The sequence below is a fragment of the Sphingomonas sp. PSPC2-2 genome (genome assembly GCF_049897725.1).
Taxonomy (GTDB): Bacteria; Pseudomonadota; Alphaproteobacteria; order Sphingomonadales; family Sphingomonadaceae; genus Sphingomonas.
The window spans coordinates 216,378-241,612 of record NZ_JAFCWU010000006.1 but is presented as its reverse complement, the minus strand read 5'-3'; the positions used below and the strand labels follow the sequence as shown (position 1 = coordinate 241,612).

General features: G+C 66.1%; 27 protein-coding genes. 12 read left to right on the top strand and 15 right to left on the bottom strand.

Going from position 1 to position 25,235, the window contains the following annotated elements:
* Nucleotides 1-32: 32 nt before the first annotated feature.
* The 8 genes from hisB (at nucleotide 33) to ACP7BY_RS13020 (ending at nucleotide 5,896) form a co-directional block, all read left to right on the top strand.
* Nucleotides 33-620 (top strand): imidazoleglycerol-phosphate dehydratase HisB, encoded by a 588-nt coding sequence (hisB, locus tag ACP7BY_RS13055; RefSeq protein ID WP_137903235.1) that lies wholly within the window; start codon nucleotides 33-35, stop codon nucleotides 618-620.
* A gap of 115 nt (nucleotides 621-735) precedes the next feature.
* A complete protein-coding gene (gene hisH, locus ACP7BY_RS13050) occupies nucleotides 736-1,341 on the top strand; it encodes an imidazole glycerol phosphate synthase subunit HisH (RefSeq protein ID WP_137903234.1) in 606 nt (201 codons plus the stop codon).
* The gene (hisA, locus tag ACP7BY_RS13045; protein WP_033967402.1) at nucleotides 1,338-2,072 is read left to right on the top strand and encodes a 1-(5-phosphoribosyl)-5-[(5-phosphoribosylamino)methylideneamino]imidazole-4-carboxamide isomerase; all 735 of its coding nucleotides are present in this window, start codon (nucleotides 1,338-1,340) and stop codon (nucleotides 2,070-2,072) included. Before hisH ends, hisA begins: the two co-directional genes overlap by 4 nt.
* 139 nt (nucleotides 2,073-2,211) lie before the next feature.
* Nucleotides 2,212-2,979 carry an imidazole glycerol phosphate synthase subunit HisF gene (hisF, locus tag ACP7BY_RS13040; protein ID WP_033966496.1) on the top strand — a complete coding sequence of 256 codons (768 nt, stop codon included), beginning with the start codon at nucleotides 2,212-2,214 and terminating at the stop codon, nucleotides 2,977-2,979.
* Nucleotides 2,980-3,053: 74 nt separating this feature from the next.
* Entirely contained in the window at nucleotides 3,054-3,308 is a 255-nt protein-coding gene (locus tag ACP7BY_RS13035) for a hypothetical protein (protein WP_033966494.1), read from the top strand.
* A gap of 31 nt (nucleotides 3,309-3,339) precedes the next feature.
* A complete protein-coding gene (locus tag ACP7BY_RS13030; RefSeq protein ID WP_137903233.1) occupies nucleotides 3,340-3,660 on the top strand; it encodes a phosphoribosyl-ATP diphosphatase in 321 nt (106 codons plus the stop codon).
* A 177-nt stretch (nucleotides 3,661-3,837) separates the two neighbouring features.
* Nucleotides 3,838-4,215 carry a histidine triad nucleotide-binding protein gene (locus ACP7BY_RS13025; RefSeq protein ID WP_033966492.1) on the top strand — a complete coding sequence of 126 codons (378 nt, stop codon included), beginning with the start codon at nucleotides 3,838-3,840 and terminating at the stop codon, nucleotides 4,213-4,215.
* Between the two features lie 91 nt (nucleotides 4,216-4,306).
* A complete protein-coding gene (locus ACP7BY_RS13020; RefSeq protein ID WP_033966487.1) occupies nucleotides 4,307-5,896 on the top strand; it encodes an amino acid permease in 1,590 nt (529 codons plus the stop codon).
* Between the two features lie 100 nt (nucleotides 5,897-5,996).
* On the opposite strand, the gene ACP7BY_RS13015 is transcribed toward ACP7BY_RS13020, so the two are convergent.
* The 14 genes from ACP7BY_RS13015 to ACP7BY_RS12950 all read right to left on the bottom strand — a co-directional run bounded on the left by ACP7BY_RS13015 (nucleotide 5,997) and on the right by ACP7BY_RS12950 (nucleotide 22,544).
* Nucleotides 5,997-6,995, bottom strand: coding sequence for an adenosine kinase (locus ACP7BY_RS13015; RefSeq protein ID WP_033966484.1), 999 nt, complete (start codon nucleotides 6,993-6,995; stop codon nucleotides 5,997-5,999).
* A gap of 72 nt (nucleotides 6,996-7,067) precedes the next feature.
* Complete coding sequence (locus tag ACP7BY_RS13010) at nucleotides 7,068-8,000, bottom strand: 50S ribosomal protein L11 methyltransferase (protein ID WP_137903232.1); 933 nt, start codon at nucleotides 7,998-8,000, stop codon at nucleotides 7,068-7,070.
* A 172-nt stretch (nucleotides 8,001-8,172) separates the two neighbouring features.
* A complete protein-coding gene (locus ACP7BY_RS13005; protein WP_033966482.1) occupies nucleotides 8,173-9,381 on the bottom strand; it encodes an ABC transporter permease in 1,209 nt (402 codons plus the stop codon).
* On the bottom strand, nucleotides 9,381-10,169 hold the full coding sequence (locus ACP7BY_RS13000) for an ABC transporter ATP-binding protein (protein WP_231565285.1): 789 nt from the start codon (nucleotides 10,167-10,169) through the stop codon (nucleotides 9,381-9,383). The genes ACP7BY_RS13005 and ACP7BY_RS13000 overlap by 1 nt, the downstream gene beginning before the upstream one ends.
* Entirely contained in the window at nucleotides 10,144-11,529 is a 1,386-nt protein-coding gene (locus tag ACP7BY_RS12995; protein WP_137903231.1) for an efflux RND transporter periplasmic adaptor subunit, read from the bottom strand. The genes ACP7BY_RS13000 and ACP7BY_RS12995 overlap by 26 nt, the downstream gene beginning before the upstream one ends.
* Nucleotides 11,530-12,999, bottom strand: coding sequence for an efflux transporter outer membrane subunit (locus ACP7BY_RS12990; protein ID WP_033966480.1), 1,470 nt, complete (start codon nucleotides 12,997-12,999; stop codon nucleotides 11,530-11,532).
* 77 nt (nucleotides 13,000-13,076) lie between these two features.
* On the bottom strand, nucleotides 13,077-15,176 hold the full coding sequence (locus ACP7BY_RS12985) for an acetyl-CoA carboxylase biotin carboxylase subunit (protein ID WP_137903230.1): 2,100 nt from the start codon (nucleotides 15,174-15,176) through the stop codon (nucleotides 13,077-13,079).
* Between the two features lie 113 nt (nucleotides 15,177-15,289).
* Nucleotides 15,290-16,393 (bottom strand): biotin synthase BioB, encoded by a 1,104-nt coding sequence (gene bioB, locus ACP7BY_RS12980; RefSeq protein ID WP_405053027.1) that lies wholly within the window; start codon nucleotides 16,391-16,393, stop codon nucleotides 15,290-15,292.
* Between the two features lie 62 nt (nucleotides 16,394-16,455).
* Nucleotides 16,456-18,729 (bottom strand): methylmalonyl-CoA mutase, encoded by a 2,274-nt coding sequence (scpA, locus tag ACP7BY_RS12975; RefSeq protein ID WP_137903229.1) that lies wholly within the window; start codon nucleotides 18,727-18,729, stop codon nucleotides 16,456-16,458.
* Nucleotides 18,730-18,872: 143 nt separating this feature from the next.
* Nucleotides 18,873-19,655: an enoyl-CoA hydratase-related protein gene (locus ACP7BY_RS12970; RefSeq protein WP_033967131.1), complete on the bottom strand. Its 783-nt coding sequence runs from the start codon at nucleotides 19,653-19,655 to the stop codon at nucleotides 18,873-18,875.
* 126 nt (nucleotides 19,656-19,781) lie between these two features.
* Nucleotides 19,782-20,234, bottom strand: a complete 453-nt coding sequence (gene mce / locus ACP7BY_RS12965) for a methylmalonyl-CoA epimerase (protein WP_137903228.1) — start codon at nucleotides 20,232-20,234, stop codon at nucleotides 19,782-19,784.
* Between the two features lie 24 nt (nucleotides 20,235-20,258).
* Nucleotides 20,259-20,795 (bottom strand): hypothetical protein, encoded by a 537-nt coding sequence (locus tag ACP7BY_RS12960; RefSeq protein WP_137903227.1) that lies wholly within the window; start codon nucleotides 20,793-20,795, stop codon nucleotides 20,259-20,261.
* Nucleotides 20,795-21,796, bottom strand: a complete 1,002-nt coding sequence (cobS, locus tag ACP7BY_RS12955) for a cobaltochelatase subunit CobS (RefSeq protein WP_033967133.1) — start codon at nucleotides 21,794-21,796, stop codon at nucleotides 20,795-20,797. The genes ACP7BY_RS12960 and cobS overlap by 1 nt, the downstream gene beginning before the upstream one ends.
* Before the next feature lie 70 nt (nucleotides 21,797-21,866).
* Entirely contained in the window at nucleotides 21,867-22,544 is a 678-nt protein-coding gene (locus ACP7BY_RS12950) for a winged helix-turn-helix transcriptional regulator (protein WP_231565347.1), read from the bottom strand.
* An 81-nt stretch (nucleotides 22,545-22,625) separates the two neighbouring features.
* On the opposite strand from ACP7BY_RS12950, the gene ACP7BY_RS12945 reads away from it, so the two are divergent.
* From ACP7BY_RS12945 to ACP7BY_RS12935, 3 genes are read left to right on the top strand one after another with little or no spacing between them, the layout of a single operon-like run.
* The gene (locus ACP7BY_RS12945) at nucleotides 22,626-23,057 is read left to right on the top strand and encodes a VOC family protein (protein ID WP_033967135.1); all 432 of its coding nucleotides are present in this window, start codon (nucleotides 22,626-22,628) and stop codon (nucleotides 23,055-23,057) included.
* Nucleotides 23,058-23,103: 46 nt separating this feature from the next.
* Entirely contained in the window at nucleotides 23,104-23,454 is a 351-nt protein-coding gene (locus tag ACP7BY_RS12940; protein WP_033967136.1) for a DUF1428 domain-containing protein, read from the top strand.
* Nucleotides 23,455-23,477: 23 nt separating this feature from the next.
* On the top strand, nucleotides 23,478-24,266 hold the full coding sequence (locus tag ACP7BY_RS12935) for a VOC family protein (RefSeq protein ID WP_137903226.1): 789 nt from the start codon (nucleotides 23,478-23,480) through the stop codon (nucleotides 24,264-24,266).
* Between the two features lie 4 nt (nucleotides 24,267-24,270).
* Here ACP7BY_RS12935 and ACP7BY_RS12930 read toward each other — a convergent pair whose 3' ends face one another.
* Entirely contained in the window at nucleotides 24,271-24,891 is a 621-nt protein-coding gene (locus tag ACP7BY_RS12930; protein WP_033967137.1) for a J domain-containing protein, read from the bottom strand.
* 39 nt (nucleotides 24,892-24,930) lie between these two features.
* Here ACP7BY_RS12930 and ACP7BY_RS12925 point away from each other — a divergent pair, with 39 nt between their 5' ends.
* Entirely contained in the window at nucleotides 24,931-25,233 is a 303-nt protein-coding gene (locus ACP7BY_RS12925; RefSeq protein WP_033967138.1) for a BolA family protein, read from the top strand.
* The last annotated feature ends 2 nt before the right edge of the window (nucleotides 25,234-25,235 follow it).

Below are 25,235 nucleotides of genomic sequence, written 5' to 3'. Positions count from 1 at the left end.
GCATGCGGTCGCAAGCGCGTTATGGGGAAAGCATGCGTACCGCCACGATCAGCCGCCACACCAGCGAGACGTCGATCGACGTCACCATCAACCTCGATGGCACGGGAGCCTATACGGTCTCCACCGGCATCGGCTTCTTCGATCATATGCTCGAACAGCTCAGCCGCCATTCGCTGATCGACATGCATATCAAGACGGTGGGCGATCTGCATATCGACCAGCATCACACGGTCGAGGATACCGGCCTTGCGATCGGCGAAGCCGTGCTGAAGGCGCTGGGCGAAAAGCGCGGCATCCGCCGCTATGCCGATGCGCTGTCGCCGATGGATGAGACGCTCACGCGCGTCGCGATCGATATTTCGGGTCGGCCCTATCTGGTGTGGAAGACCGCCTTCTCGCAGAAGAAGCTGGGCGAGATGGACACCGAAATGTTCGAACATTTCTTCCATTCCTTCGCGCAGACCGCGGGCATCACGCTGCACATCGAGACGCTGTACGGCACCAACAACCACCATATCGCCGAAGCCGCGTTCAAGGGCGTCGCGCGGGCGTTGCGCGAAGCGGTCGAGCTCGACCAGCGCAAGGCAGGCGTGATCCCCAGCACCAAGGGGACGTTGTGACGCTCCCCTCCCGCTTGCGGGAGGGGCTGGGGGAGGGCCTGCCCTTCCTGTGCGCTATCCTGCCATGCCCCTCCACATCCCCTCCCCTAACCCCTCCCGCAAGCGGGAGGGGAATGTGACCCTCGCCCTGATCGATTATGGCGCAGGCAACCTGCATTCGGTCGCCAATGCGCTGAAGGCGGCGGGCGCCAGCGACGTGCTGATCACCGCCGATGCCGCCGCCGTCGCGACTGCCGACCGTATCGTCCTCCCCGGAGTCGGCGCGTTCGGCGCGTGCGCGGCGGCACTCCGCGCAGTGCCGGGCATGGTCGAGGCGCTCGAACAGCGCGTGCGAAGCGACGCGGTGCCCTTCCTCGGCATTTGCGTCGGTATGCAATTGATGGCGGATACCGGCGAGGAACTGGGCACGCATGCCGGGCTCGGCTGGATGCGCGGCACCGTCCGCCACCTTACCCCTGCCGACCCTACCGCCAAAGTGCCGCATATGGGCTGGAACGATGTCGTCCCCAGCGTCGCACATCCGCTGATCGTGCCGGGCGAAGCCTATTTCCTGCATTCCTACGCCTTCGAGGGCGACGATGTGATCGCGGGGACCGATCATGCCGGGCCGGTCACCGCCGCCATTGGCCGCGACAACATGCTGGGCGTGCAATTCCACCCCGAAAAGAGCCAGCGTTACGGGCTCGATCTTCTCACGCGATTCTTGAGCTGGAAACCATGAGCCTTATCGTTTTCCCCGCGATCGATCTGAAGGGCGGCCAGGTCGTCCGCCTGGCCGAGGGCGATATGGACCGCGCGACCGTCTATGGCGACGATCCCGCCGCGCAAGCGATGCTGTTTGCGCAAGCGGGCGCGGAATATCTCCACGTCGTCGATCTCGACGGCGCGTTCGCGGGCGAATCGGTCAATGGCGAGGCGGTGCGCGCGATCGTCGAGCGCTTCCCCGGCCATGTGCAATTGGGCGGCGGCATCCGCGACCGCGCCGGGATCGAGCGCTGGTTCGACCTGGGCGTATCGCGCGTGGTGATCGGCACGGCGGCGCTCGAAAACCCCGAACTGGTGCGCGAAGCGGCACGCGATTTCCCCGGCGGCATCGTCGTCGCGGTCGATGCGCGCGACGGCTTCGTCGCGACCAAGGGCTGGGCCGATGTCTCGACCGTCGAAGTGATCGACATGGCGCGCCGGTTCGAGGATGCGGGCGTTGCCGCCCTCCTCTTCACCGATGTCGGGCGCGACGGGTTGCTGAAAGGCTGCAATGTCGAGGCCACGGTCGATCTGGCGCGCGCGGTGCGCATTCCGGTGATCGCCAGCGGCGGGGTGAAGGGCATCGCCGAGATCCATGTGCTCGCGCTGCACAACCGCGATGGCGTGGAAGGCGTGATTACGGGGCGCGCTTTGTATGACGGGCGGCTCGATCTGGCGGCGGCGCTCGCCGTGGCGGCGGCGGCATGAGCGGGCGCAACGTATCTCCCTCTCCCCTCCGGGGAGAGGGTCGGGGAGAGGGGCCGTATCAGGTGCCGCGCGGCGCTACGGCCCCTCTCCCGACCTCGCTGCGCTCGGCCACCCTCTCCCCAATGGGGAGAGGGAGACTGTGACCGTCCGCGCGCGCGTCATTCCCTGTCTCGACGTCGCCAACGGCCGCGTCGTCAAAGGCGTCAACTTCGTCGAGCTGCGCGATGCCGGCGATCCGGTCGAGCAAGCCCGCGCTTATGATGCGGCGGGGGCTGACGAACTGTGCTTCCTCGACATCACCGCCAGCCATGAAGCGCGCGGCACGATCCTCGAGGTCGTGCGCCGCACCGCCGAAGTGTGCTTCATGCCGCTAACCGTTGGCGGCGGGGTGCGCTCGGTCGAGGATGCGCGCGCGCTGCTGCTGGCGGGCGCGGACAAGGTCGCGATCAACAGCGCGGCGGTGGCGCGGCCCGAACTCGTCGCCGATCTCGCCGATCGCTTCGGCAGCCAGTGCGTCGTCGCCTCGGTCGATGCGCGGCGGGTCGAGGGGGGCTGGGAAGTGTTCACCCATGGCGGCAGGCGCGCGACGGGCATCGACGCCGTCGCGCACGCGCTGCGCCTGGCCGAGCTTGGCGCGGGCGAATTGCTCGTCACCTCGATGGACCGTGACGGCACGAGGAAAGGCTTCGACCTAGCGCTCACCCGCACCATTGCCGATCAGGTCCGCGTGCCGGTGGTCGCCTCGGGCGGGGTCGGCGGCTTGTCCGATCTCGTTGCGGGGATCAGCGAGGGCCATGCCAGCGCGGTGCTCGCCGCCTCGATCTTTCATTTCGGCGAAGCGAGCATCGCCGACGCCCACGCCGCGTTGGCAGCGGCGGGCATCGCGGTGCGGCGGCCGGTGGCGTGAGTTTCTCGATTCGCCACCACCCCGGCGCACGCCGGGGCCCAGAAGCGCCAGCATCGGCAAGCCGGGACCGCACCATGATTTCCGAAGTTTCGCGACTGGGCCCCGGCGTGCGCCGGGGTGGTGCTAGGGCGCAACTGGCCTGTTCAACAGCGATCCTCGGTCTTCAAGCCGTAACCCCCGCCCTCGCCGCCCCGCATAGCGGTGTGCCAAAGGTTCGCACCGGGCCCGAACTCTCGGACATCGCCTTGTTCGTGGTCGCCGCAATCGGCGTGTTCGTGGTGCGCCGCGCGCTTCGCAAACGCTTTATGAAGCGCCCGCCCAAGGATTGACGCGCGGCGGCACTTGCGCCAGCCGTGGCGCATGGCCCACGACCCGATCGACCAGCTCGAAGCGACGATCCACGCCCGCAAGGGTGCCGATCCCGCAACCTCCTACACCGCCAAGCTGTTCGCGCGCGGCCGCAAGAAGATCGCGCAGAAGGTCGGCGAGGAAGCGGTCGAGACCGTCATCGCCGCTTTGGTCGAGGATAAGGCCGCGCTGGTGGGGGAGGCGACCGACCTGGTCTTCCACCTGCTCGTGCTGCTGGCCGAGTGCGACGTCACGCTCGACGACATCCGTGCCGAGATCGCCCGGCGCGAAGGCGTGTCCGGGATCGACGAAAAGGCCGCGCGAAAGGCCTAATGCCTCCCCTCCCGCTTGCGGGGTGGCCGCTTCTTTCTCCCCTCGCTTGCGGGAGGGGCCTTCTTTCTCCCCTCCCGCTTGCGGGAGGGGTTGGGGGAGGGCATGAAGCCCACACCGCCGGGAGCCCCAGGAGGAAAGCCCCTCCCCTAACCCCTCCCGCCCGCGGGAGGGGAATTTATGCCCGTCGACGCAACACTGCCCTATGACGACCAGAACGTCTTCGCCAAGATCCTGCGCGGCGAAATTCCCGCGACGCGCCTGTACGAGGACGACTACGCCCTCGCCTTTCCCGACATCAACCCGCAATCCCCGACGCACATCCTGGTGATCCCCAAGGGTGCCTATGTCTCGTGGGATGATTTCAGCGCAAGGGCGTCCGATGCCGAAATCACCGGCTTCGTCCGCGCGGTCGGCAAGGTCGCGCGCGATGCCGGACTGGTCGCCCCCGGATACCGGCTGCTCGCCAATAGCGGCACCGATTCGCACCAGGAAGTGCCGCACCTTCACGTCCATATCTTCGCCGGGCGGGCGCTTGGGCCGTTGCTCGCGCGCTAAGGGGATTGCGCGCGCCCGTTTTGGCTTTAGGCTCGTATAGTAAGCGCGCGTATCGGTGGATCGCGCAGCACACACGTGGGGATCCAACTGCATGATTTTTGACAGGGTGAAATCTCTGGACGCGATTCTCGCGACCGCCGAAAAGAAGGGTCTGCATCGATCGCTGGGCGCGTTCCAGTTGACGATGCTCGGCATCGGCGCGGTGATCGGTACGGGTATCTTCGTGCTCACCTCCGAAGCCGCGCAAAAGGCCGGGCCGGGCATGTTGCTCAGCTTCGTCGTGGCGGGCTTCGTCTGTGCCGTCGCCGCGTTATGCTATTCCGAACTGGCTTCGATGGTGCCGGTCTCGGGCTCCGCTTATACCTACACCTATGCCGTTACCGGCGAATTGCTGGCGTGGATGGTCGGCTGGGCGCTGATCCTCGAATATGCCGTCGGCGCGAGCGCGGTCGCGGTCGGCTGGTCGAACCATTTCGTCGGCTTGCTTACGGGTCTCGGCGTGCACGTGCCCGCCGCGATCAGTAACGCCGACGCTTTGATGGCGCATGTCGCGGTCGCCTTCGGTGCGACGCCCAATGCCGATCTGACCACGGCAATGGCGACAGGCGGCTGGATCAACTTTCCGGCGGTCGTGATCGTCGGCCTGGTGACCTGGCTGCTAGTGATCGGCACCACCGAGAGCGCACGCGCCAATGCCGTGCTCGTCGCGATCAAGATCACCGCGCTCACGGCCTTCATCATCCTGACCATTCCGGTTCTCAAATCGAGCAATTTCAACCCGCTGATCCCGACCGGCACCGCCGGTGTGTTCGGCGCGGCGGCGTCGATCTTCTTTGCCTATGTCGGCTTCGACGCGGTTTCGACGGCGGCCGAGGAAACCAAAAACCCGCAGCGCAACGTGCCGATCGGCCTGATCGCGTCGCTTGGCGTGTGCACCATCTTCTATCTGCTCGTCGCCACCGGTGCGATCGGTGCGATCGGCGCGCAGCCGGTGATGAGCGGTGGCATTCCGCTGTCGCCGGGCTCGCCCGAGCTTGCTGGCCGCTGCGCCAGCATCGTCGCCAGCGGCACCTTGGAACCGCTCGTCTGCTCCAAGGAAGCGCTGGTGCATGTGCTGACGTCGATCGGCTGGCCCGCCATCGGTCGCCTGGTTGGCCTCGCCGCCGTGCTGGCGCTGCCGTCGGTCGTGCTGATGATGATGTTCGGCCAGACTCGCGTATTCTTCACGATGGCGCGTGACGGTCTGCTCCCGGCCAAGCTCGCTTCGGTCCATCCGAAGTTCCGGACCCCGCATGTGGTGACCGTCGTCACCGGCATCGGCGCGGCGCTGGCGTCGGCGGTGCTGCCGGTCGGCAAGCTTGCCGATTATTCCAACTCGGGCACGCTGTTCGCCTTCTTCATGGTGGCGGTGTCGGTGATGGTATTGCGCAAGACCGATCCGTCGCGGCGTCGTCCGTTCCGCACGCCGGCGGTCTACATCATCGCGCCGCTGGCGATCATCGGCTGCCTTGGCCTGTATTTCTCGCTGCCGCTCACCGCTATTCTGGTGCTGCCGGGCTGGGGCGCGATCGGGTTGATCGTGTATTTCCTCTACAGCCGTTCGCGCAGCCATGTCGGGCTCGGCATCACCGAGGTGGTGTCGGACGACGATCTGGCACCCTTGCCGCCGGGCTCGATCTGAGCCGGGTCGCACCGCACACGAAAAAGGCCGGGGAGCGATCCCCGGCCTTTTTTATATCTCGCGCACGTCTCCCCTCCCTGAAAGGGAGGGGAGGAAGGTTTCAGCCGAGCTTGCTTGCGATCAGCGCCTTCAGGTCGACCTGCGCACGCGCGCCATAATGCGAGATGATCTCGGCGGCGCAAATCGCGCCCATGTTGAGCGACGCTTCGATGCTCTTGCCCTGCGCCTGACCGCGCAGGAAACCGGCGGCGAACAGGTCGCCCGCGCCGGTGGTGTCGACCACACGCTCGATCGGCTCGGCGGGGACGCTGACGGTCTTGCCGCCCGACACCGCGATCGCGCCATGCTCGCTGCGCGTCACCACCAGCATCGGCACTTCGGCCGAGGCGGCAGCCACCGCCGCGTCGAAATCCTCGGTGCCCATCAAGGCCGTGATCTCGGCTGCATTGGCGAACATGATGTCGATCAGGCCATCGGCCATCAGCTTACGGAAGTCGCCGCCGTGGCGCGAGATGCAGAACACGTCGCTCAGCGTGAAGGCGACCTTGCGCCCGGCCTTGCGCGCAACCTCGATCGCGGCGCGCATCGCCTGACGCGGCTCTTCCGGGTCCCACAAATAGCCTTCGAGATACAGGATCGCGGCGCTGGCGATTAGGTCACGGTCGAGCGCGGCCTCGGGCAGGAATTGCGAGGCGCCGAGGAAGGTGTTCATCGTGCGCTGGCCATCGGGCGTGACGAAGATCAGGCAGCGCGCCGTCGTCGGTGCGCCTTCGCGCGCCGCAGTGGTGAAATCGATGCCGACCGCGCGAATGTCGTGCGCGAAGATGTCGCCCAGTTCGTCATTGGCGACCTGACCGATGAAACCGCATTTGCCGCCCATCGCCGCGATACCGGCGACGGTGTTGGCGGCAGACCCGCCGCTCGCTTCGATCCCCGGGCCCATCTTGGCGTAGAGCGCGTCGGCTTCCTCCGGCGAGAACATCAACTGCATCGAGCCCTTGGTCATCGCCGCCTCGGCGAGGAAAGCGTCGTCGGACTGCGACAACACGTCGACGATGGCATTGCCGATCGCGACGACGTCGTAGGTTGGCTCGGTCACAGAGGGTCTCCGGTCAAAAAAGGTTGCTGCGCCGTACCGGGGCCATGGGCACTAGGCAACCGCCCCCGCCGGTCAGAGGTCGAGCGCCCAGCCGTCGCGGCCCTTGGGGTCGATCGGCCTGGTCGGCACATAACGCTCCGCCCCCGCCGTCAAGCGCAGGATCGACCAGTCGCCGCGCCGGTCGACCGCGTCCAGCGTGCAGCCGCACTCGCCAAACGCCGCGACCACATCGCCGCGCTGCGTCTCCAGCAGCCCCGCCAGCACGATGGTGGCACCCGGGGCCGCGATCGCGGCGATCTCAGGCGCCATCGACACCAAAGGCCCGGCCAGAATATTGGCGATCAGCAGATCATACGGCGCACGCGCGGTGATGCTGTCGTCGAGCGCGCCATCGGCGACGATCAAGTCGATCGCCGGAATCGCGTTCAGCTCGGCATTCTCGCGCGTCACCACGATCGCGCGCGGGTCGATGTCGGTCGCGACGATCGTCGCCCCTGGCCACAAATGACGCGCAGCAAACGCCAAAAGCCCCGTCCCCGTCCCGACGTCGATGATGTTGTCGAAACCCCAGTCCGCCATCCCATCCAGCATCGCAAGACATCCCGAGGTGGTCGCATGATGCCCCGTCCCGAACGCCTGCCCTGCCTCGATAAGGAAAGCGCGCGCGCCCGGCGGCGGCGCGACCGGATGCGCGCTGGTGTGCACGACGAAACGCCCCTCGGCGATCGGCTCCAGCCCTTGCTGGCTGAGCGTCACCCAATCCTCGTCCTCCAGCTTTTCGGTCACGGGTGGCGCACCAGCGGCACTCGGCACCAGCGCACAAATCGCGGCGATCGTCTCAGGCGTGGGCTCCGCCTCGAGATAGGCGTCGAGCCGCCAATGTTCGCGGTCATCTTCCTCGATTTCGGTCGTCATCAGCACGACGCCCTCGGCGACATCCTCGGCGGCATCGATCGCCTCGGCTTCGGCGCGGGTACAAGGCAGGCTCACTTTCCAACTGGTCATGCCAGCCTCCTGCCCATCCCCTTTACCCCGCGCAAGCGGGCATCATATTCTTCTCTGCGTCCTCCGCGCCTCTGCGCGAAAAAAGAAGATTCTGTTCGCGCAGAGGCGCGGAGGACGCGGAGGAAGTAAGGGCGAGAGAAGTGCGCTGCGCGCCTATTCGTGGCGCTGCGCGCTATTCGTGGCGCAGCGCGTCGATCGGGTTGAGCGAGGCCGCGCGGCGCGCCGGGAAATAGCCGAACACCACACCGATCAACGCCGATATGCCAAAGGCGATGATGTTGATTTGCGGCACGAACAGGAAATCGACCTTCATCACGCCCGATAGCCCCAGTACCGCCACTTGCGCCACGATCAGCCCGATCACCCCGCCCAGCATCGACAAGGCAATCGCCTCGACCAGAAACTGCATCAGCACCTCATTCGCCACTGCGCCGATCGCGAGGCGGATGCCGATCTCGCGCGTGCGTTCGGTTACCGACACCAGCATGATGTTCATGATGCCGATGCCCCCCACGATCAGGCTGATCGCCGCCACCGTGGTGACGATGCCGGTGAGCAAGGTCGTCGATTGCGTCAGCGTCGCGGAAATCTGCGCGGTGTCGAAGATGTTGAAATCATCGTCCTTGCCGCCGGTGATGTTGCGCCGTTCGCGCAGCAGATTCTCGATCGCGGCCTGCACTGCGGCACTCGCATACGCCTGGTCGACGCCGACCAGCATCAGCTTCAGATCGGTCGAACCGGTAAAGCGGCGCTGCACGGTCTTGAGCGGCATGATCACGACATCGTCCTGATCACCGCCAAAGCCGGCCTGGCCGCGCTTCGACAGCAACCCGATCACATCACACGAAATCCCGCCGATCCGCATCCGCGTCCCGAGCGGAGAGCCACCGCGATAAAGATTGTCGTTGACGGTATTGCCGATGATACAGACCGATTTGCCCGCAGCCTCCTCGGTCGGCGAGAAATAGCGGCCCTCGGTCAACGGCCATGGTTGCACCAGGAAATATTCGTTGGTGGTGCCATTGACGGTCGTCGACCAGTTCGCGCCTTCGTAAATTGCGGTCGCGGACGTGCCTGCCTGCGCCGCCACAGCGGTGACCCCGGCGATTTGATCGCGGATCGCGGCCACGTCCTGCGGCTTGAAATCGGGCGGACGCGGCCCGCCGCCGCCACGGCCGAAGCCCTGTCCCGGACGCACTTGCAGGATGTTGGTGCCCAGCGACGAGATCGATTTCTGCACCGCCGCCGTGGTGGCGTTGCCGAGTGTCACCATCGTCACCACCGCCGCCACGCCGATAATGATGCCGAGCGTCGTCAGGAACGACCGCAATTTGTGCCGCGAGATCGAGCGCAGCGCGAGGATGAGCGTGGTGCCGAGCATCAGTCGAACGCCGGAACCTGGCCGGGCGCATGCTGCGTATCGACGCGCTCGACCAGGCCGTCCTTGAAATGCACGATCGTGCGCGCAAACGCCGCCATGTCGGGCTCGTGCGTCACCATAATCACCGTAATCCCGCTGTCGCGGTTGAGCCCGGCGAGCAATTGCATGATCTCGACCGAGCGTTCCGAATCGAGGTTGCCGGTCGGCTCGTCGGCCAGCAACACCGCCGGGCTGGTGACGATCGCACGCGCGATCGCAACGCGCTGCTGCTGCCCGCCCGACAGCTCAGCAGGCGTGTGATCCCACCAGTCGGCCAGCCCGACCTTGTCGAGCGCCGCCATCGCCGCCGCGCGCCGCGCCTTCTTCGCGTCACCGCGATAGAGCAGAGGCAGTTCGACATTCTCCAGCGCGCTGGTGCGTGCGAGCAGATTGAACCCCTGGAACACAAACCCAAGATATTTGCGCCGCAGCAAAGCGCGCTGGTCTCGATCCAGCGTTTCGACATGCACGCCCTTGAACTGGAAGGTCCCGCCGCTCGGCACGTCGAGACAGCCGAGGATGTTCATCGTCGTCGATTTGCCCGATCCGCTCGCCCCCATCACCGCCACGAAATCCCCTTCGGCGATGTCGAGGTCGATGCCCTTCAGCGCCAGGAACGCGGTCGCGCCCTCGCCATAGGTCTTGGTGACGCCGCGCAGGCTGATGATCGGCTGGCCCGCGGCGGGCCCGATCCGTGCGCCGCGCTCGATCGCGACGGGCGCGCTACTGGCCACCGCTCTGCCCGCCATTGCCCTTGCGCTTGCTCGATCCGGGAGCCGTAGCGCCGGTCGCCAATTGCCCGGTGATGACCTTGTCGCCGACCTTGAGGTCACCGCCGATAACTTCGGTCATCGTGCCGTTGCTCTCGCCCGTGGTGATTTGCACCGGCTGCGGCGTGCCCGTCGCATCGGCGACATACACTGTCTGCGATCCCCCGCGCTTGACCGTCTCGCCCTTGGTCGAGCCAGCCCCGCCGCGCCGCGGCCCGCGCGGAATCAGGGCTCCCGCAATACCGCTGTTCGCGCTGGCTCCCGTCGCCGCCGGCTTGAAGCGCAAGGCGGCATTGGGCACCAGCAACACATCGGTCTTGGCGCTGGTGATGATGTCGGCGGTCGCCGTCATCCCAGGGCGCAATTGCAGGTCGCCATTGGCGACACTGAGCGTTGCGCTGTACGACACCACCTGCCCGGTGGTGGTGGTTGTCGAGCTCGTGGTGGATGTCTGCGCGCTCAGGTTCGACCCGAGATCGACGCGCGTGATCGTGGCGGGAAAGGTCTTGCCGGGAAAGGCATCGACCGTGAAGGTCGCCTTCTGCCCCTGTTTGACCGATCCGACATCGGCCTCATCGATCGCGACCTGCAATTTCATCGCCGACAGATCCTGCGCGATGACGAACAAGGTCGGCGTGCTGAACGATGCGGCAACGGTCTGGCCCGGCTCGATCTGGCGCGCGAGCACCACGCCGTTGACGGGCGAGCGGATCACGGTCTTGAGCAACTGCGTGGCGTTGGACGACAGCGTCGCGCGCGCCGACACCACATTGGCCTCGGCCGCCTTCACATTGGCGATGGCGCGGTCACGATCGGCAAGCCCCTGTTCCAGCTCGGTCTTGGCCGGTACGCGCCCGCCCGACAGGCGGCTGACTTCCTGCAAGCGCGCCAATTGCGCGACCGACTGTGCCAGCGTCGCCTGGTTCTGCGCCACGGTTGCCTGCGCGGCGTTGAGCGCGGCCTGGCTCTGGTTGACGGCATCCTGAAAACGCGAGGGATCGACCAAAGCGAGCGGCTGACCCTGGGTGACCCGGTCATTGACGTCGACCACCACCTTGGTGACCAGGCCCGACAATTCCGAGCCGACCTGCACCTGGTTGGTGGGAGCAAGCTTGCCCGTCGCGGAAACGCTGACCGATAGCGCGCCGCGGGCGACGGTTTCGGTGGCATATTCGGGCTTGGCGCTTCCGGCGAGGCAGCTCTTTAGCGCCAAAAGCAGCAGGATCACGCCAAGCGCGACCGCCCCCCATTTGACCCAGCGCCGCCACGCAGGAACCGGCTTGGCCCCCAGAAAGGCGTCCAGATCGGGACGAGTGTTGGAGGTGGCGGGATCGGCCATTTATCGTACCTGCGCGGGAGAAGAAGGAGTCGGGAGCGTCGTCGGATCGGCAGCACTGTCCCAGCCGCCGCCGAGCGCGAGATAGAGCTGGACCAGGGCATTGGCGCGATCGGACTGCGCCTGCGACAAGCCGTTGCGCGCCGACAACAGGCTGCTCTCGGCGGTGTTGAGCGTGGTAAAATCGGTCAAACCCGCGCGATACTGGCTGCGCGACAGGATCGCGGTGTTGTTGGCGGCATCGAGCGCGATGGTGAATTCCGCCACGCGACGCTTGGCACTGTCGAGCGCGACCACGGCATTTTCGACATCTTCCAGGCCGGTCAGCACGGTCGACTTATACGCCGCCAGCGCACCGTCTGCGGCGGCTTCGTTGGCGCGGACTTGCGAATGCAGCCGCCCGCCATTGAAGATCGCCTGGGTCAGCCCGGCAAAGGCCTGCCCCGCAATCGTCTGGAACAAATTGCCGATCTTGGACGCATCGGTCGAAAAGCTGCCGCTGATCGCCAGCGCCGGATACAGTTGCGCCTTGGCCACGCCGATCTGCGCGACAGCGGCGGCCAGCGAGCGTTCGGCCGCGCGCACGTCGGGGCGCTGGCGCAGCGTATCGACCGGAATACCCGTCGCGACCGAATCCGGCCCGGCGGGGATCGGTTTGACCGCTTCCAGCTCGGTTTTCAGCGCGCCCGGTGCCTGCCCCGTCAGCACGCCGAGCCGCGACACCGCCGCGTTGTAATTCTGTTCGAGCGTCGGGATGGTCGCCGCCGTGCTGGCGCGCTGCGAGCGCGCCTGTTCGGCATCGAGCGACGACACCAGCCCCGCTTGCACGCGGAAGCCCGCAATTTCGAGATTGTCGTCCTGCAGCACCAGCGAGCCGCGCGCATTGGCAAGTTGCGCCTGATACAGCCGCGCCAGCATGTAATTGCGCGCGGTTTCCGCCTGGGTCGACAGCAGGACGGTGGCATAATTGAAGCCCGACGCCTGATATTGCGCGCGGCTGGCATCGATGGTCCCGCGGATCTCGCCGAACAGCCCGGCCTGATACGACGCGCTTAGCCCGACCGACAGCGTGTCGCCGGAACCGCGCCCGGTGATGATCGTCGCCCCGCCCGGCAAAGTGGTGGTGCCGCCGACAATGCTTTGCGATCGGGTATAGCCCGCCGATCCACTCAGCGTCGGCAACAACTGCGCGCGCGACTGGATCAGCGCTTCGCGTGCCTGGCGCAACCGTGCGACAGCCTGCGCGATATCGAGGTTGTTGACGCGCGCGCGCTCGACGATGCTGGCCAGCAAGGGATCGTCGAAATTGGCCCACCATGTCGTGATGTTGGCCAAGGGCCGCGTGTCGGCGGCCACCGAATACCCATCGGGGACGCCCAGCGCAGCCGGGGTGGCGGGGTGGTAGGCGGGTCCGACCGAACACCCCGCAATCGGCAATGTCAGGGCGAGCAACAGGACGATCGGGGAGCGCATGATCCCTATTTGGCTAATACACCGCGCGCGGTCCACCGAAATTTCGTGACAATCTGTCGCGGAAACTACGTCTTGCGTTACTCCATTTCCAGAATGACCGCATCGACGGCGAGACTGTCGCCGGTTTTGGCGTTGATCGCCTTCACGGTGCCCGCCTTTTCGGCGCGCAGGATGTTTTCCATTTTCATCGCCTCGACCACGGCGAGCGGCTGACCCGCTTCGACTTTGTCGCCCGCCGCGACATCCAGCCGCATTAACAGGCCCGGCATCGGGCAGAGCAGGAATTTCGACAGATCGGGCGGGATCTTCTCGATCAGATGCTGCGCATAGGGTGCGACATGCGCAGGCAGCACGCGCGCGACATGGCTTGCGCCGCGCGTGGTGAGCGTAAAGCCGGTGCGCGTGCGTGCGATCTTCACGGTCAGCGGGGCGTCGTCCAGCTCGGCCTCGACGACGCGGTCGCCCGGCGTATATTCGAGCGCGATGTCGAGATCGGCATCGTCGACCGTGATGCCGCTGGTCGAAATCGCCACCAGATGCTCGGCGTCGCCGATCTTGACCGACCAGTCCGACGGCGGCCGCAACCGCTTGCCGAGCTGCCCGTCGATGCGACGTGCGCGGTCCGCCTCTGCGGTGGCAGCAAAGGCCGCGATCGCGGCGAGCGCTTCGGACAGTTCGGGCGACGCAGGCGCGCCGTGGAAGCCGTCCGGATATTCCTCGGCGATGAAGCCGGTGGTGATATTCCCGCTGCGGAAGCGCGGATGCTGCATCAGCGCCGACAGGAAATCGAGATTGTTGCCCGGCCCTTCGATCTCGAACGCGTCGAGCGCGGCGATCTGCGCATCAATCGCCTCAATCCGCGTCGGCGCCCAGGTGATCAGCTTGGCGATCATCGGGTCATAGAACATGCTGACCTCGCCCCCTTCGCGCACGCCATCATCGACACGGACATACGCTTCTCCCCTCCCCTTCAGGGGAGGGGTTGGGGGAGGGGAAGTCTCCAGCGCCGCCCCTGCGGACAGCCCCTCCCCTAGCCCCTCCCCTGAAGGGGATGGGGATGTGTACGGCGTGCTCTTGCTCTCAGGCGGATTATACCGCACCAGCCGCCCGATGCTCGGCAGGAACCCGCGATACGGGTCCTCGGCATAGACGCGATTTTCCACCGCCCAGCCGTTCAACTGCACATCGTTCTGGCTGAACCCCAGCGGCTCGCCGGCCGCGACGCGGATCATCAGTTCGACCAGATCGAGCCCGGTCACCGCCTCGGTCACGGGATGCTCGACTTGCAGCCGCGTGTTCATTTCGAGGAAGTAGAAGCCCTCGCCGGTCGTATCCGCACCCGACACGATCAGTTCGACCGTGCCTGCCGAATAATAGCCAACCGCGCGCGCCAGCGCGACCGCTTGCTCGCCCATCGCCTTGCGCATTTTCGGCGTCACGAAGGGCGACGGCGCTTCCTCGACCACTTTCTGGTGCCGCCGCTGGATCGAGCATTCGCGCTCGCCGAGATAGACGATGTTGCCGTGCTGGTCGCCCATCACCTGGATTTCGATGTGGCGCGGGCTTTCGATGAATTTCTCGATGAACACGCGGTCGTCGCCGAACGACGCCAGCCCCTCGCGCTTGGTCGCCTCGAAACCTTCGCGCACGTCCTGTTCGCTATAGGCCAGCCGCATCCCCTTGCCGCCGCCGCCCGCGCTCGCCTTCATCATCACCGGATAGCCGATGTCGCTCGCGATCCGCACCGCTTCCTCGGTATCGGCAATCTCGCCCAGGAAACCGGGGACGACATTGACCCCGGCCTGCTTGGCGAGCTTCTTCGATTCGATCTTGTCGCCCATCGCGGCGATCGCGGCGGGCGGGGGCCCGACAAAGGCGATCCCCGCCTCGGCGCAGGCCTTTGCGAAACTCTCGCGCTCGGAGAGGAAGCCATAGCCGGGGTGGATGCAATCGGCGCCGGTCTCCTTGGCCGCGAGCAGGATCAGGTCGGCGAGCAAATAGCTCTCCCCCGCCGCCGGCGGCCCGAGCCGCACGCTCTCATCCGCCATCAGCACATGCGGGCTGCGCGCATCGGCATCCGAATAGACCGCGACCGTCGCGATCCCCATCTTCTTGGCGGTGCGCATCACCCGGCAGGCGATTTCACCACGATTGGCGACCAGGATTTTCTTGAACATTCCACTCTCCCCTCCCGCTTGCGGGAGGGGCCGAGGGAGGGCCATCCGCAAGGGGTTGATGTCTGGGGGGAGGAAAGTCCCTCCCCTAGCCCCTCCCGCAAGCGGGAGGGGAATTACGCGGCTGCCGCCCGCATCGGCTCTTCGCCAACCATCGGCACCAGCCCGAGCTTCGCCAGCAGCGCGGCGTCCTTGTCGTCCCCGGCATTGCCCGTGGTCAGCAATTTGTCCCCCGTGAAGATCGAGTTCGCGCCCGCCATGAAGCACAACGCCTGTGTAGCCTCGGACATGCTCTCGCGCCCGGCCGACAGCCGCACCATGCTCATCGGCATGGTGATGCGCGCCACCGCCACCGTGCGGACGAATTCGATGTCATCGATCTTTGCGAGCGGGGTGTCGGCCAGCATATTGCCGAGCACGGTGCCCTTGACCGGCACCAACGCATTGACCGGCACGCTCTCCGGGTGGCGCGGCAAGGTCGCCAGCGCATGGATGAAGCCGACCCGGTCGCCGCGCGTCTCGCCCATGCCGACGATCCCGCCACAGCACACGTTGATGCCGGCTTCGCGCACATGATCGAGCGTGTCGAGCCGGTCCTGGAAGGTGCGCGTGGTGATCACCTCCGCATAGTGTTCCGGCGAAGTGTCGATATTGTGGTTGTAATAATCGAGCCCCGCGTCGGCGAGCTGCTCGGCCTGGGTCGGCGTCAGCATCCCCAGCGTCATGCAGGTTTCCATGCCCATCTGCCGCACGCCCTGCACCATCTCGATGATCGCGGGCATGTCCTTGTCCTTGGGGTTGCGCCACGCCGCCCCCATGCAGAAGCGCTGCGACCCCGCATCGCGCGCCTGCGCCGCCGATTGCAGCACCGCGCGCACGTCCATCAGCTTGCTGGCCTTGAGCTCGGTGTCGGCGCTGGCCGACTGGTTGCAATAGCCGCAATCCTCGGGGCAGCCGCCGGTCTTGATCGACAGCAGCGTGCACAACTGCACCTGCCCCGCCGCATGATGCGCACGGTGCGTGGTCTGCGCCTGGAACATCAGTTCGTCGAACGGCAAGTCATACAGCGCCGCGATTTCCCCGCGCGTCCAGTCGTTCCTGACTTGCTCCCCTCCCGCTTGCGGGAGGGGTTGGGGGAGGGCCTGCTGGTACGGAGCAGCACTCGTTGCACTGCCCTCCCCTAGCCCAGTTTCAGGTGAACGATGCCCCGCATCGTTCAGGTCCGTCTGGGGGACGGACCGACCTGAAACTCGCAAGCGGGAGGGGGATTCCATCACGTCACTCATTCCACACTTTCCTCAACCGGGGGCATATTATGCCCCAGCAATCGCAACACTTCGCCCGCCGCCTCGACCAGATTGGTGCCGGGCCCGAAAATCCCCTGGACGCCCGCATCGCGCAGGAATTGGTAATCCTGCGCCGGGATCACCCCGCCCGCGATCACCTTGATGTCGCCGCGCCCCGCGTCCCGCAAATGGCCGATCAGCTCGGGGATCAAGGTCTTATGGCCCGCCGCAAGCGACGATGCGCCAACCACATCGACATCACGCTCGATCGCGAGCTTGGCGGCTTCGGCCGGCGTCTGGAACAGCGGCCCCGGCACCACCTCAAAGCCGAGATCGCCGAACGCCGACGACACCAAATTCGCACCCCGGTCATGCCCGTCCTGCCCCATCTTGGCGACGAGCATGCGCGGTTTGCGGCCATTGCGCGTTTCCAGCGAAACGACGCCGTCCTTCAAGCCCTGCCACGCGGCGTCGAAGGCGTGCGCGCCGCCGTAAATGCCCGACACCGGCGTCGGCACGGTGTCATAGCGCCCGAACACGTCCTCCATCGCGGAGGAAATTTCGCCCAAAGTCGCCCGCTGCCGCGCGCATTCGACCGCGAGCGCGAGAAGGTTCGATCCTCCCCGGATCGGGGAGGTGGCAGCCGCAGGCTGACGGAGGGGGGCCTCCGCACGCGACCCGCCCGCGTGGGGCACGCCCCCTCCACCCTTCGCTATATGCTCAGGGTCCCCCTCCCCGTGCCGGGGAGGATTGGCGCGCGCCCCCTCGCGTAACGCCTCCAAAGCCGCCTGGCACTTCGCCTCATCGCGCCCGGCCTTCACCCGGGCGATCCGCGCAATCTGCGCCTCGCGTACCGCGACATTGTCGACATCGAGAATGTCGATCGGGTCCTGCTCGGCCAGCTTGTACTTGTTAACGCCGACAATGACGTCCTCGCCCTTGTCGACCCGCGCCGCACGGCCCGCCGAGGCTTCCTCGATCATCGCCTTGGGCCAGCCTGCCGCCACCGCTTGCGCCATGCCGCCCTCGGCCTCGACGCGCTGGATGATCTCCCACGCCTTCTCGACCAGTTCCTCGGTCAGGCTTTCGATATAATAGCTGCCGCCCAAGGGATCGACGACCTTGGTCATCCCCGTCTCTTCCTGCAGCACGATCTGCGTGTTGCGCGCGATCCGGGCGGAGAAATCGGTCGGCAGCGCGATCGCCTCGTCGAGCGCATTGGTGTGGAGCGACTGCGTGCCCCCCAGCATCGCCGCCATCGCCTCGACAGTGGTGCGAATCACATTGTTGTACGGATCCTGCTCGGTCAGCGACACGCCCGACGTCTGGCAATGCGTGCGCAGCATCTTGGAGCGCTCGTCCTTGGCGCCAAGATCGGTCATCACGCGGTGCCATAGCTTGCGCGCCGCGCGCAGCTTGGCGACCTCCATGAAGAAGTTCATGCCGATCGCGAAGAAGAAGCTCAGCCGCCCGGCGAACGCATCGAGGTCCAGCCCGCTCGCCATCGCAGCCTTGGCATATTCGCGCCCGTCGGCGATCGTGAAGGCCAACTCCTGCAGCTGCGTCGCACCCGCTTCCTGCATGTGATAGCCGGAAATCGAGATCGAATTGAACTTCGGCATATGCGCCGAGGTGTAGGCGATGATGTCCGAGATGATCCGCATGCTCGGCGCAGGCGGATAGATATAGGTGTTGCGGACCATGAACTCCTTGAGGATGTCGTTCTGGATCGTGCCGTCGAGCTGATCCTGTGACACCCCCTGCTCCTCGCCCGCGACGATGAAGAAAGCGAGGATCGGGATCACCGCGCCGTTCATCGTCATCGAGACCGACATCTTGTCGAGCGGGATGCCGTCGAACAGGATCTTCATGTCGTCGATCGTGTCGATCGCCACGCCCGCTTTGCCGACATCGCCGGTCACGCGCGGATGGTCGCTATCATAGCCGCGATGCGTCGCCAGATCGAACGCGACCGACAGCCCCTTCTGCCCCGCCGCCAGGTTACGCCGGTAGAAAGCGTTGGAGGCTTCCGCAGTCGAGAAACCCGCATATTGCCGGATCGTCCACGGCCGCCCCGCATACATTGACGCGCGCACCCCGCGCGTGAACGGCGCGAAGCCGGGCAGACCGGGATCGATCCCTGCCACATCAGCCGCAGTGTAGAGCGGCTTGACGTCGATCCCTTCCGGCGTGTGCCAGGTCAGATCACGCCCCTTCACCTCTTTCGCGGCGAGGGCCTGCCAGTCTTCAAGGGTGGGTTTGTCTGTCATCGGTCCATTCCTCCTCTCCCATCGGGAGAGGATACGAAGGCTTAGCCGCGCAGCGGCTTAGCCGAAGTTGGTGAGGGTGACCCTCACCCTTCCGCCGCCTTACGGCGGCTCCCTCCCTCTCCCAAAGGGAGAGGGAATGCAACTCACGCCCCCTTGAACACCGGCTTGCGCTTTTGCAGGAAGGCGATGCCGCCCTCCATCGAATCCGCACTGCCGCGCACGGTGCGCTGGTTCTCGGCTTCCTGCAGCATGGCGGCGGCATAATCGACTTCATAGGCGTGGCGGATCTGCCGCCGCATCAGCCCCAAGGCCACCGTCGGCCCCGCCGCCAGCCGATCGGCCAAAGCGAACGCCTCGGCATCGAGCGCATCGTCGGCGACGACCTTGTGGATCATCCCCCAGTCGAGCGCCTTGGCCGCCGCGACGCGCTCGCCCAGCAGCATCATTTCGGTCGCGCGCGCACGGCCGATCAGCCGCGGCAGCATCCAGCTTGCGCCGCCATCGGGCACCAGCCCGATATTGACGAACGCCTGCAGGAAATAGGCCGTCTCGGAGGCCACACAGAAATCGGCGGCCAGCGCCAGGCTGCAGCCGATCCCCGCCGCCGGCCCGCGCACCGCGCTCACCACCGGCACGCTGAGTTCGGCAAGCGCCGCGATCGTCGGGTTATACGCCTCGGTCAGCGCCTTGAAGGTGGTGTTGCCCGGATCATGGCTGCCCAACGCCCCGCCCGCGACATCCGCGCCCGAACAGAAGCCGCGCCCGTTCGCCGCGATCAGCACCGCGCGCGCACCGTCCAGCGCAGCCAGCGCCTCCCGCAATTCCACGAACATTTCGGGCGGCGCGGCGTTCAGCCGCTCGGGCCGGTTGAGCGTCAGCACCAGCACGTCGCCGCGCCGTTCCTGCTGGATCATCGTGTCGGTCATGGCCTCTCCCTATCTTCGCGCGCATGCTGTCCGGACAAAGGCGCACCCACGCAACGTCGCTTTGATCCGTCCCTACAGAGCGGACATATCATGCGTCCACTCGCCTATGTCACGGGGCATGCCGCGTCAGCCGTGCGCCAGCGCGGGCGTTTCCATCACTTCGACCAGCACGCCCCCCATATCCTTGGGGTGCAGGAAGACGATCGGCGTGCCATGCGCGCCGATACGCGGCTCACCCAGCACCGTCACGCCCTTGGCCTTGAGCGCTGCCACCGCCGCATGGATTTCGGGCACTTCGAAACAGACATGGTGCTGCCCCCCGGCCGGATTCTTGCGCAGGAAGCCCGCGATCGGCGAGCTGTCGTCATACGGCTCGATCAGTTCGATCTGCGTGTTGGGCGTGTCGATGAAACACACTTTCACGCCCTGCGCGGGCAAATCGAACGGCGCGCCGATACGGGTCGCGCCCAGAACGTCGCGATACAAAGCGATCGAGCGTTCGATCGAGGGCGTGGCGATTCCGACATGGTTGAGCCGCCCCAGCGTGAAATCGGCGGCAGCGGAAGACGGCTCGGTCATCGACAATCGGCCCTTTGCAAACGCTTATTGATCGTCCGGTGTCGCCGGAGCGGCCGGCGCCGCGGCGGCCACCAGCGCGCGCGCGGGCGGCTTGCCCAGTTCATAGCCGCACGCCGTCAGCACTTGCCGGATCGGCGCTTCGCCGGGGCCCGTAAACTGCGCTTCGACGATCTTCTCCTCGGGGTCCACCACGCGCACCTTGATCGCTTTGCCGTGCGCGATCATCGCGGCGAGGTTGCTCACCACCAGATCGTCGCTGACGAACGCGCCATTGCCCGGAAATTGCCAATTGGTGCCAAGCCAGCCGCCATCGTCGATGTTGATCGCCACCGGGCGCGGCTGTGCCGCCGCGAAGCCGGGCTTGGGGATGAATTGCAGCGAGACGATCTTCTCGCTGGTCGCATCGCAGCGCACCACCAGGCGCGCTGTGTCATCGCTCGACCAGGCGGAGGTCGAGGTCGCGACGCTCTTGCCGCTGGTGCGCGTCTGCACCGCCCAGGGGGCAGGCGCAGCGGCGGGTGCGGGCGCTGCCGCCGCCTGGAGCAGGAGCAGCGCGAGCATCACTGTGCCACCACGCTTTCGGGCAGATCCTTGCCGAACACCCGCTGATAATATTCCGCCACCAGAGCGCGCTCCGTTTCATCGCATTTGTTGAGGAAGGACAGGCGGAAGGCAAAGCCGACATCGCCGAAGATCAGCGTGTTCTGCGCCCAGGTGATCACGGTTCGCGGGCTCATCACGGTCGAAATGTCGCCGTTGATGAAGCCGCGTCGCGTGAGATCCGCCACGCGCACCATATTCTCGACCTGCTTCTTGCCCTCGGGCTGATCATATTCGCCCGATTTGGCGAGCACGATCCGCGCCTCGACCGCCGCTGGCAGATAGTTGAGCGTGACCACGATGTTCCAGCGGTCCATCTGACCCTGGTTGATCTGCTGGGTGCCGTGATACAGGCCCGACGTATCGCCCAGGCCCACCGTATTGGCGGTGGCGAACAACCGGAAATAGGGGTTGGGGCGGATCACGCGGTTCTGGTCGAGCAGCGTCAACTTGCCCTCGGTTTCCAGCACGCGCTGGATCACGAACATCACGTCGGGGCGGCCCGCATCATATTCGTCGAACACCAAGGCGGTCGGCGTCTGCAGCGCCCAGGGCAGCAGCCCCTCGCGGAATTCGGTGACTTGCTGGCCGTCCTTCAGCACGATCGCATCGCGCCCGATCAAGTCGATGCGGCTGATATGCGCGTCGAGGTTGATGCGGATGCACGGCCAGTTCAGCCGCGCGGCGACCTGCTCGATATGCGTCGATTTGCCGGTGCCGTGATAGCCCTGCACCATCACGCGGCGGTTGTGCGCAAAGCCTGCGCAAATCGCCAGCGTCGTGTCCTTGTCGAACACATAGGTCGGGTCGAGATCGGGCACGCGCTCATCGGCTTCGCTGAACGCCGGGACTTCCATGTCCGAATCGATCCCGAACAGGTCGCGGACCTTCTTCATCTGGTCGGGCGCGTCGAGGATCGTAGTCTCGCGGCTGTCGGGCTGAGTGTTCGGAATCGTGGTCATTGCTGAATGCTCTGCAAGGTGGTTGCCCCCTCCCTAGCCCTTCGTATCGCGCGAAGTCGAGACGTGAGTTTCATGCAATTTTGGGCGGCAGTTCGAACACAGTGCAGAAGCGTGCGGCGAGTGCGACATCGCCGCTGACCGCCAGCCGCCCCCACGACACCACCTCCGCCAACGGCGTCGTGCCGAACAGCGCGGGCAGAAAGGCGTTGGGCTCGCCTTCAAACACCGCATCGGGATCGGCGACGTCGCCGCGGCTGACCGTCAGCGCGCCATCGGCAATGCGGGCACCATAACGCTCCTTACCGAGCACGAAACCGAACGCCCCGGCAAAGCCCCGCGCTCGTTCGGGGTGAAACATCATGCGCAGCGCCAGCATCAGCGCCACGCGCGAAAAGGGCAGCGACGGGTCATGCGCGGGCGACCGCAACGCCCAGCGCCCCAGCGCCATCACGATCGGCTCGGCTTCATACCCCCACGGCGTCAGCGCATAGACCTGGACATTGGCGGGCGGCGGCAGCGTCGCGCGCGCGAGAATCCCTGCCGCCTCCAGCCCCTGCAACCGCTGCGTCAGCACGTTGGCGCTCAGGCCCGGCAAACCGCCGCGAATTTCGCTGAAACGTCGCGGCCCCAGCAGCAATTCGCGGATGATCAGCAGCGACCAGCGCTCCCCCACGAACTCCAGCGCCAGCGCGGTTCCACACGCATCGTCATACCAGCGCTTCGTCGCAACCGGAGGGGTTTTGGTCACTTTTTCTAACTTCATGGTTGTTTTAAGTAACCTGAAGATGCATCAAATACAAACAGCGAGTCGCAAAAGGAGAGGTGCGCCGTGGCCAACGCCGTCTTTATCAATTTGCCCGTTGCCAACGTCGCTGCGTCCATCGCCTTTTACGAAGCGATCGGCTGCACCAGAAACGAGCAGTTCTCCAACGCCTCCGGTGCCGCGATGACGTGGTCGGATTCGGTCAGCTTCATGCTGCTCGCCCACGATCTGTACAGCAGCTTCACCCCCAAACGGATCATCGATGCGCACGCGACCAGCGGCGCGCTGTTCGCGCTGGCGCTCGATTCGCGCGAGGCGGTGGATGCGTTTGCGGCGCGCTCGCTGGCGGCGGGCGGGCGCGAGGCGCACGGCGCGGAGGACGAAGGCTTTATGTATTCACGCGGGATCGAGGATCCCGACGGCCACGGCCTCGGCCCGTTCTGGATGGATGCCGACGCCGCGCCCGCTGCGCAGCCGCAGGCGGAAACGGCCGGCTGACCCGATCAATCCCGCCACCCACCCTCGAACGATCAGGAGAGGACGCATGTATATCGACGGCTTCGTGATCCCCGTGCCGACCGAGCGCAAGGCCGAGTTCCTCGACCATGCGCGCCTGGTCGACGCGATGTTCCTGGAACTCGGCGCGACGCGCATCGTCGAGGGCTGGGGCGACGACGTTCCGGCGGGTCAGCACACCGATTTCGCACGCGCCGTCGCCGCGACGGCGGAGGAAACGGTGGCGTTTTCGTGGATCGAATGGCCCGACCGGGTGACGCGCGATGCGGCAATGGAAAAGATGCGCAGCGACCCCCGGATGGCGGACACGCCGATCCCGTTCGACGGCAGGCGCATGATCTTCGGCGGGTTCGACCCCGTCCTCGACCTCACGGCCTGACCTTAACGCGAGAGGAGCGCCCCATGACCAACCCACACGGCACCCCGATCTGGTACGAGTTGCAAAGCATCGACCCGCCCGCGTCGAAAGCGTTCTACGATCACGTCATCGGCTGGTCGATCGGCGAGCCCACTCCCGAAATGGATTACCGCATGATCGAAACCGGGCACGGCGCGGTCGGCGGGGTGATGCGGCTGACGCCCGAGATGGCAGCGGGCGGGGCGAGGCCCGGCTGGCTGTTCTACCTTGGCGTAGACGATGCCGATGCGACTGCCGATGCGATCAAGGCCGCAGGCGGAACGGTGCATATGGGCCCGTGGACCATGCCGGGGGTCGGCCGCATGGCGGTGGTCGCCGATCCGCAGGGCATCCCCTTCTACATCATGCGCGGCGACAGCGACGCATCGAGCACCGCTTATGAGCGCACCGGCATGGGCAAGTGCAACTGGAACGAGCTGATCACTCCCGATCAGGACGCCGGCGACGCCTTTTACCGCAGCGTGTTCGGCTGGAACTATCCCGACGTCATGCCGATGGGGCCGATGGGCGAATATCGCTTCATCGCGGTCGGCGACCTGACCTTCGGTGCGACGATGCGGCATGACGGCTCGGGCCCGCCGCCCGGCTGGCGCTTCTATTTCCGCGCGCCCGATATCGAGGCGGCAGCCGCCAAGGTGACCGAGGCGGGCGGCAGCGTGACGATGGGGCCGATCGAGGTCCCCGGCGGCGACCGCATCATCGTGGCGAGCGATCCGCACGGCGTCGTCTTCGGCGTGGTCGGCCCGGGTGACGCTGCCGTCGCGGAGCATTGAGCGATCAGGCGAACGCCGCCGCGCTCTTTAGCTGGGTATAGGCTGCGATCACGTCCTGCAGCTTGCTCTCGAAACTGCGGTCGCCGCCATTGCGATCGGGGTGATATTTGCGCACCAATTCGGCATAGCGTTCGCGCAAACCGCGCCGGTCGACATCGGGGGCGAGCCCCAGCACCTTGAGCGAGCGCCGGTCGACCTCCGACAAAGGCCGCCCGTCCTTCCGCTCTGGCTCCATCTTGCGCCGGAAACGCGCGCCGATCGCGTCGAGCGGGTCGCTGAAATCGGACCATTTCGGCGGCACGTCCCCGCCCGAATGCGCGAAGGCGCGCGTCTCGCGCTCCCATCCGGCGAACGGGCGCTGTTGCGCGTGGATTTCCTCGGGGCTCATACCGTTGAAGAAATTGTAGCGCGCGTTGAACGCGCGGACATGGTCGAGGCAGAACCAGCGATAGCCACGCGGGCCATCCGCACCGAAACGCGGTCCATCGCCCGCCGGCGCGCGAAATTCACCGGCTTCGTTGCAGCCCGGTTCCTCGCACACGCGCCCGCTTCCCTCCACGCGTCCGTGGAAGCGCGGGGCGGGCCGCTCTCTCGCGCCATCTTTCTTGTCGTCGTCGCGGGCCACGCGGCTCCCTCAAATGCAAAAGCGGTCTATATAGGCGCGATGACAGACCCTGCCACCGCCCCCCATCCGATTCCGCGCCCGATCGTCGACGAGATTCGCGACCGCCTCGTCGCCGCCCTCTCCCCGACCGCGCTCGATGTCTCCAACGACAGTGCGCAGCATGCCGGGCATCTGGGTGACGACGGCACCGGCGAATCGCACTTTACCGTCACGGTCGAATCCGGGGCCTTTGTCGGTTTGTCGCGCGTTGGGCGACAGCGTTTGGTCAATCAGGCGCTGGCGGACCTGCTGCGGGACCGCATTCACGCCCTCGCGATCCGCGCCCGGGCTCCGGGAGAATAAGC

Bases quoted from the DNA above. Each gene is read 5' to 3' on its own strand.
- ACP7BY_RS13020 (WP_033966487.1), top strand. From the start codon at position 4,307: ATGATTTTTGACAGGGTGAAATCTCTGGACGCGATTCTCGCGACCGCC.
- ACP7BY_RS12960 (WP_137903227.1), bottom strand. From the start codon at position 20,795: ATGCTCGCGCTGCTCCTGCTCCAGGCGGCGGCAGCGCCCGCACCCGCC.
- ACP7BY_RS13035 (WP_033966494.1), top strand. From the start codon at position 3,054: ATGATTTCCGAAGTTTCGCGACTGGGCCCCGGCGTGCGCCGGGGTGGT.
- ACP7BY_RS12935 (WP_137903226.1), top strand. From the start codon at position 23,478: ATGACCAACCCACACGGCACCCCGATCTGGTACGAGTTGCAAAGCATC.
- ACP7BY_RS12990 (WP_033966480.1), bottom strand. From the start codon at position 12,999: ATGCGCTCCCCGATCGTCCTGTTGCTCGCCCTGACATTGCCGATTGCG.
- ACP7BY_RS13000 (WP_231565285.1), bottom strand. From the start codon at position 10,169: ATGGCGGGCAGAGCGGTGGCCAGTAGCGCGCCCGTCGCGATCGAGCGC.
- ACP7BY_RS12985 (WP_137903230.1), bottom strand. From the start codon at position 15,176: ATGTTCAAGAAAATCCTGGTCGCCAATCGTGGTGAAATCGCCTGCCGG.
- hisA (WP_033967402.1), top strand. From the start codon at position 1,338: ATGAGCCTTATCGTTTTCCCCGCGATCGATCTGAAGGGCGGCCAGGTC.
- ACP7BY_RS12940 (WP_033967136.1), top strand. From the start codon at position 23,104: ATGTATATCGACGGCTTCGTGATCCCCGTGCCGACCGAGCGCAAGGCC.
- ACP7BY_RS13010 (WP_137903232.1), bottom strand. From the start codon at position 8,000: ATGACCAGTTGGAAAGTGAGCCTGCCTTGTACCCGCGCCGAAGCCGAG.
- cobS (WP_033967133.1), bottom strand. From the start codon at position 21,796: ATGACCACGATTCCGAACACTCAGCCCGACAGCCGCGAGACTACGATC.
- hisB (WP_137903235.1), top strand. From the start codon at position 33: ATGCGTACCGCCACGATCAGCCGCCACACCAGCGAGACGTCGATCGAC.
- ACP7BY_RS12995 (WP_137903231.1), bottom strand. From the start codon at position 11,529: ATGGCCGATCCCGCCACCTCCAACACTCGTCCCGATCTGGACGCCTTT.
- ACP7BY_RS12925 (WP_033967138.1), top strand. From the start codon at position 24,931: ATGACAGACCCTGCCACCGCCCCCCATCCGATTCCGCGCCCGATCGTC.
- mce (WP_137903228.1), bottom strand. From the start codon at position 20,234: ATGACCGAGCCGTCTTCCGCTGCCGCCGATTTCACGCTGGGGCGGCTC.
- ACP7BY_RS13005 (WP_033966482.1), bottom strand. From the start codon at position 9,381: ATGCTCGGCACCACGCTCATCCTCGCGCTGCGCTCGATCTCGCGGCAC.
- ACP7BY_RS13025 (WP_033966492.1), top strand. From the start codon at position 3,838: ATGCCCGTCGACGCAACACTGCCCTATGACGACCAGAACGTCTTCGCC.
- scpA (WP_137903229.1), bottom strand. From the start codon at position 18,729: ATGACAGACAAACCCACCCTTGAAGACTGGCAGGCCCTCGCCGCGAAA.
- ACP7BY_RS13030 (WP_137903233.1), top strand. From the start codon at position 3,340: ATGGCCCACGACCCGATCGACCAGCTCGAAGCGACGATCCACGCCCGC.
- ACP7BY_RS12970 (WP_033967131.1), bottom strand. From the start codon at position 19,655: ATGACCGACACGATGATCCAGCAGGAACGGCGCGGCGACGTGCTGGTG.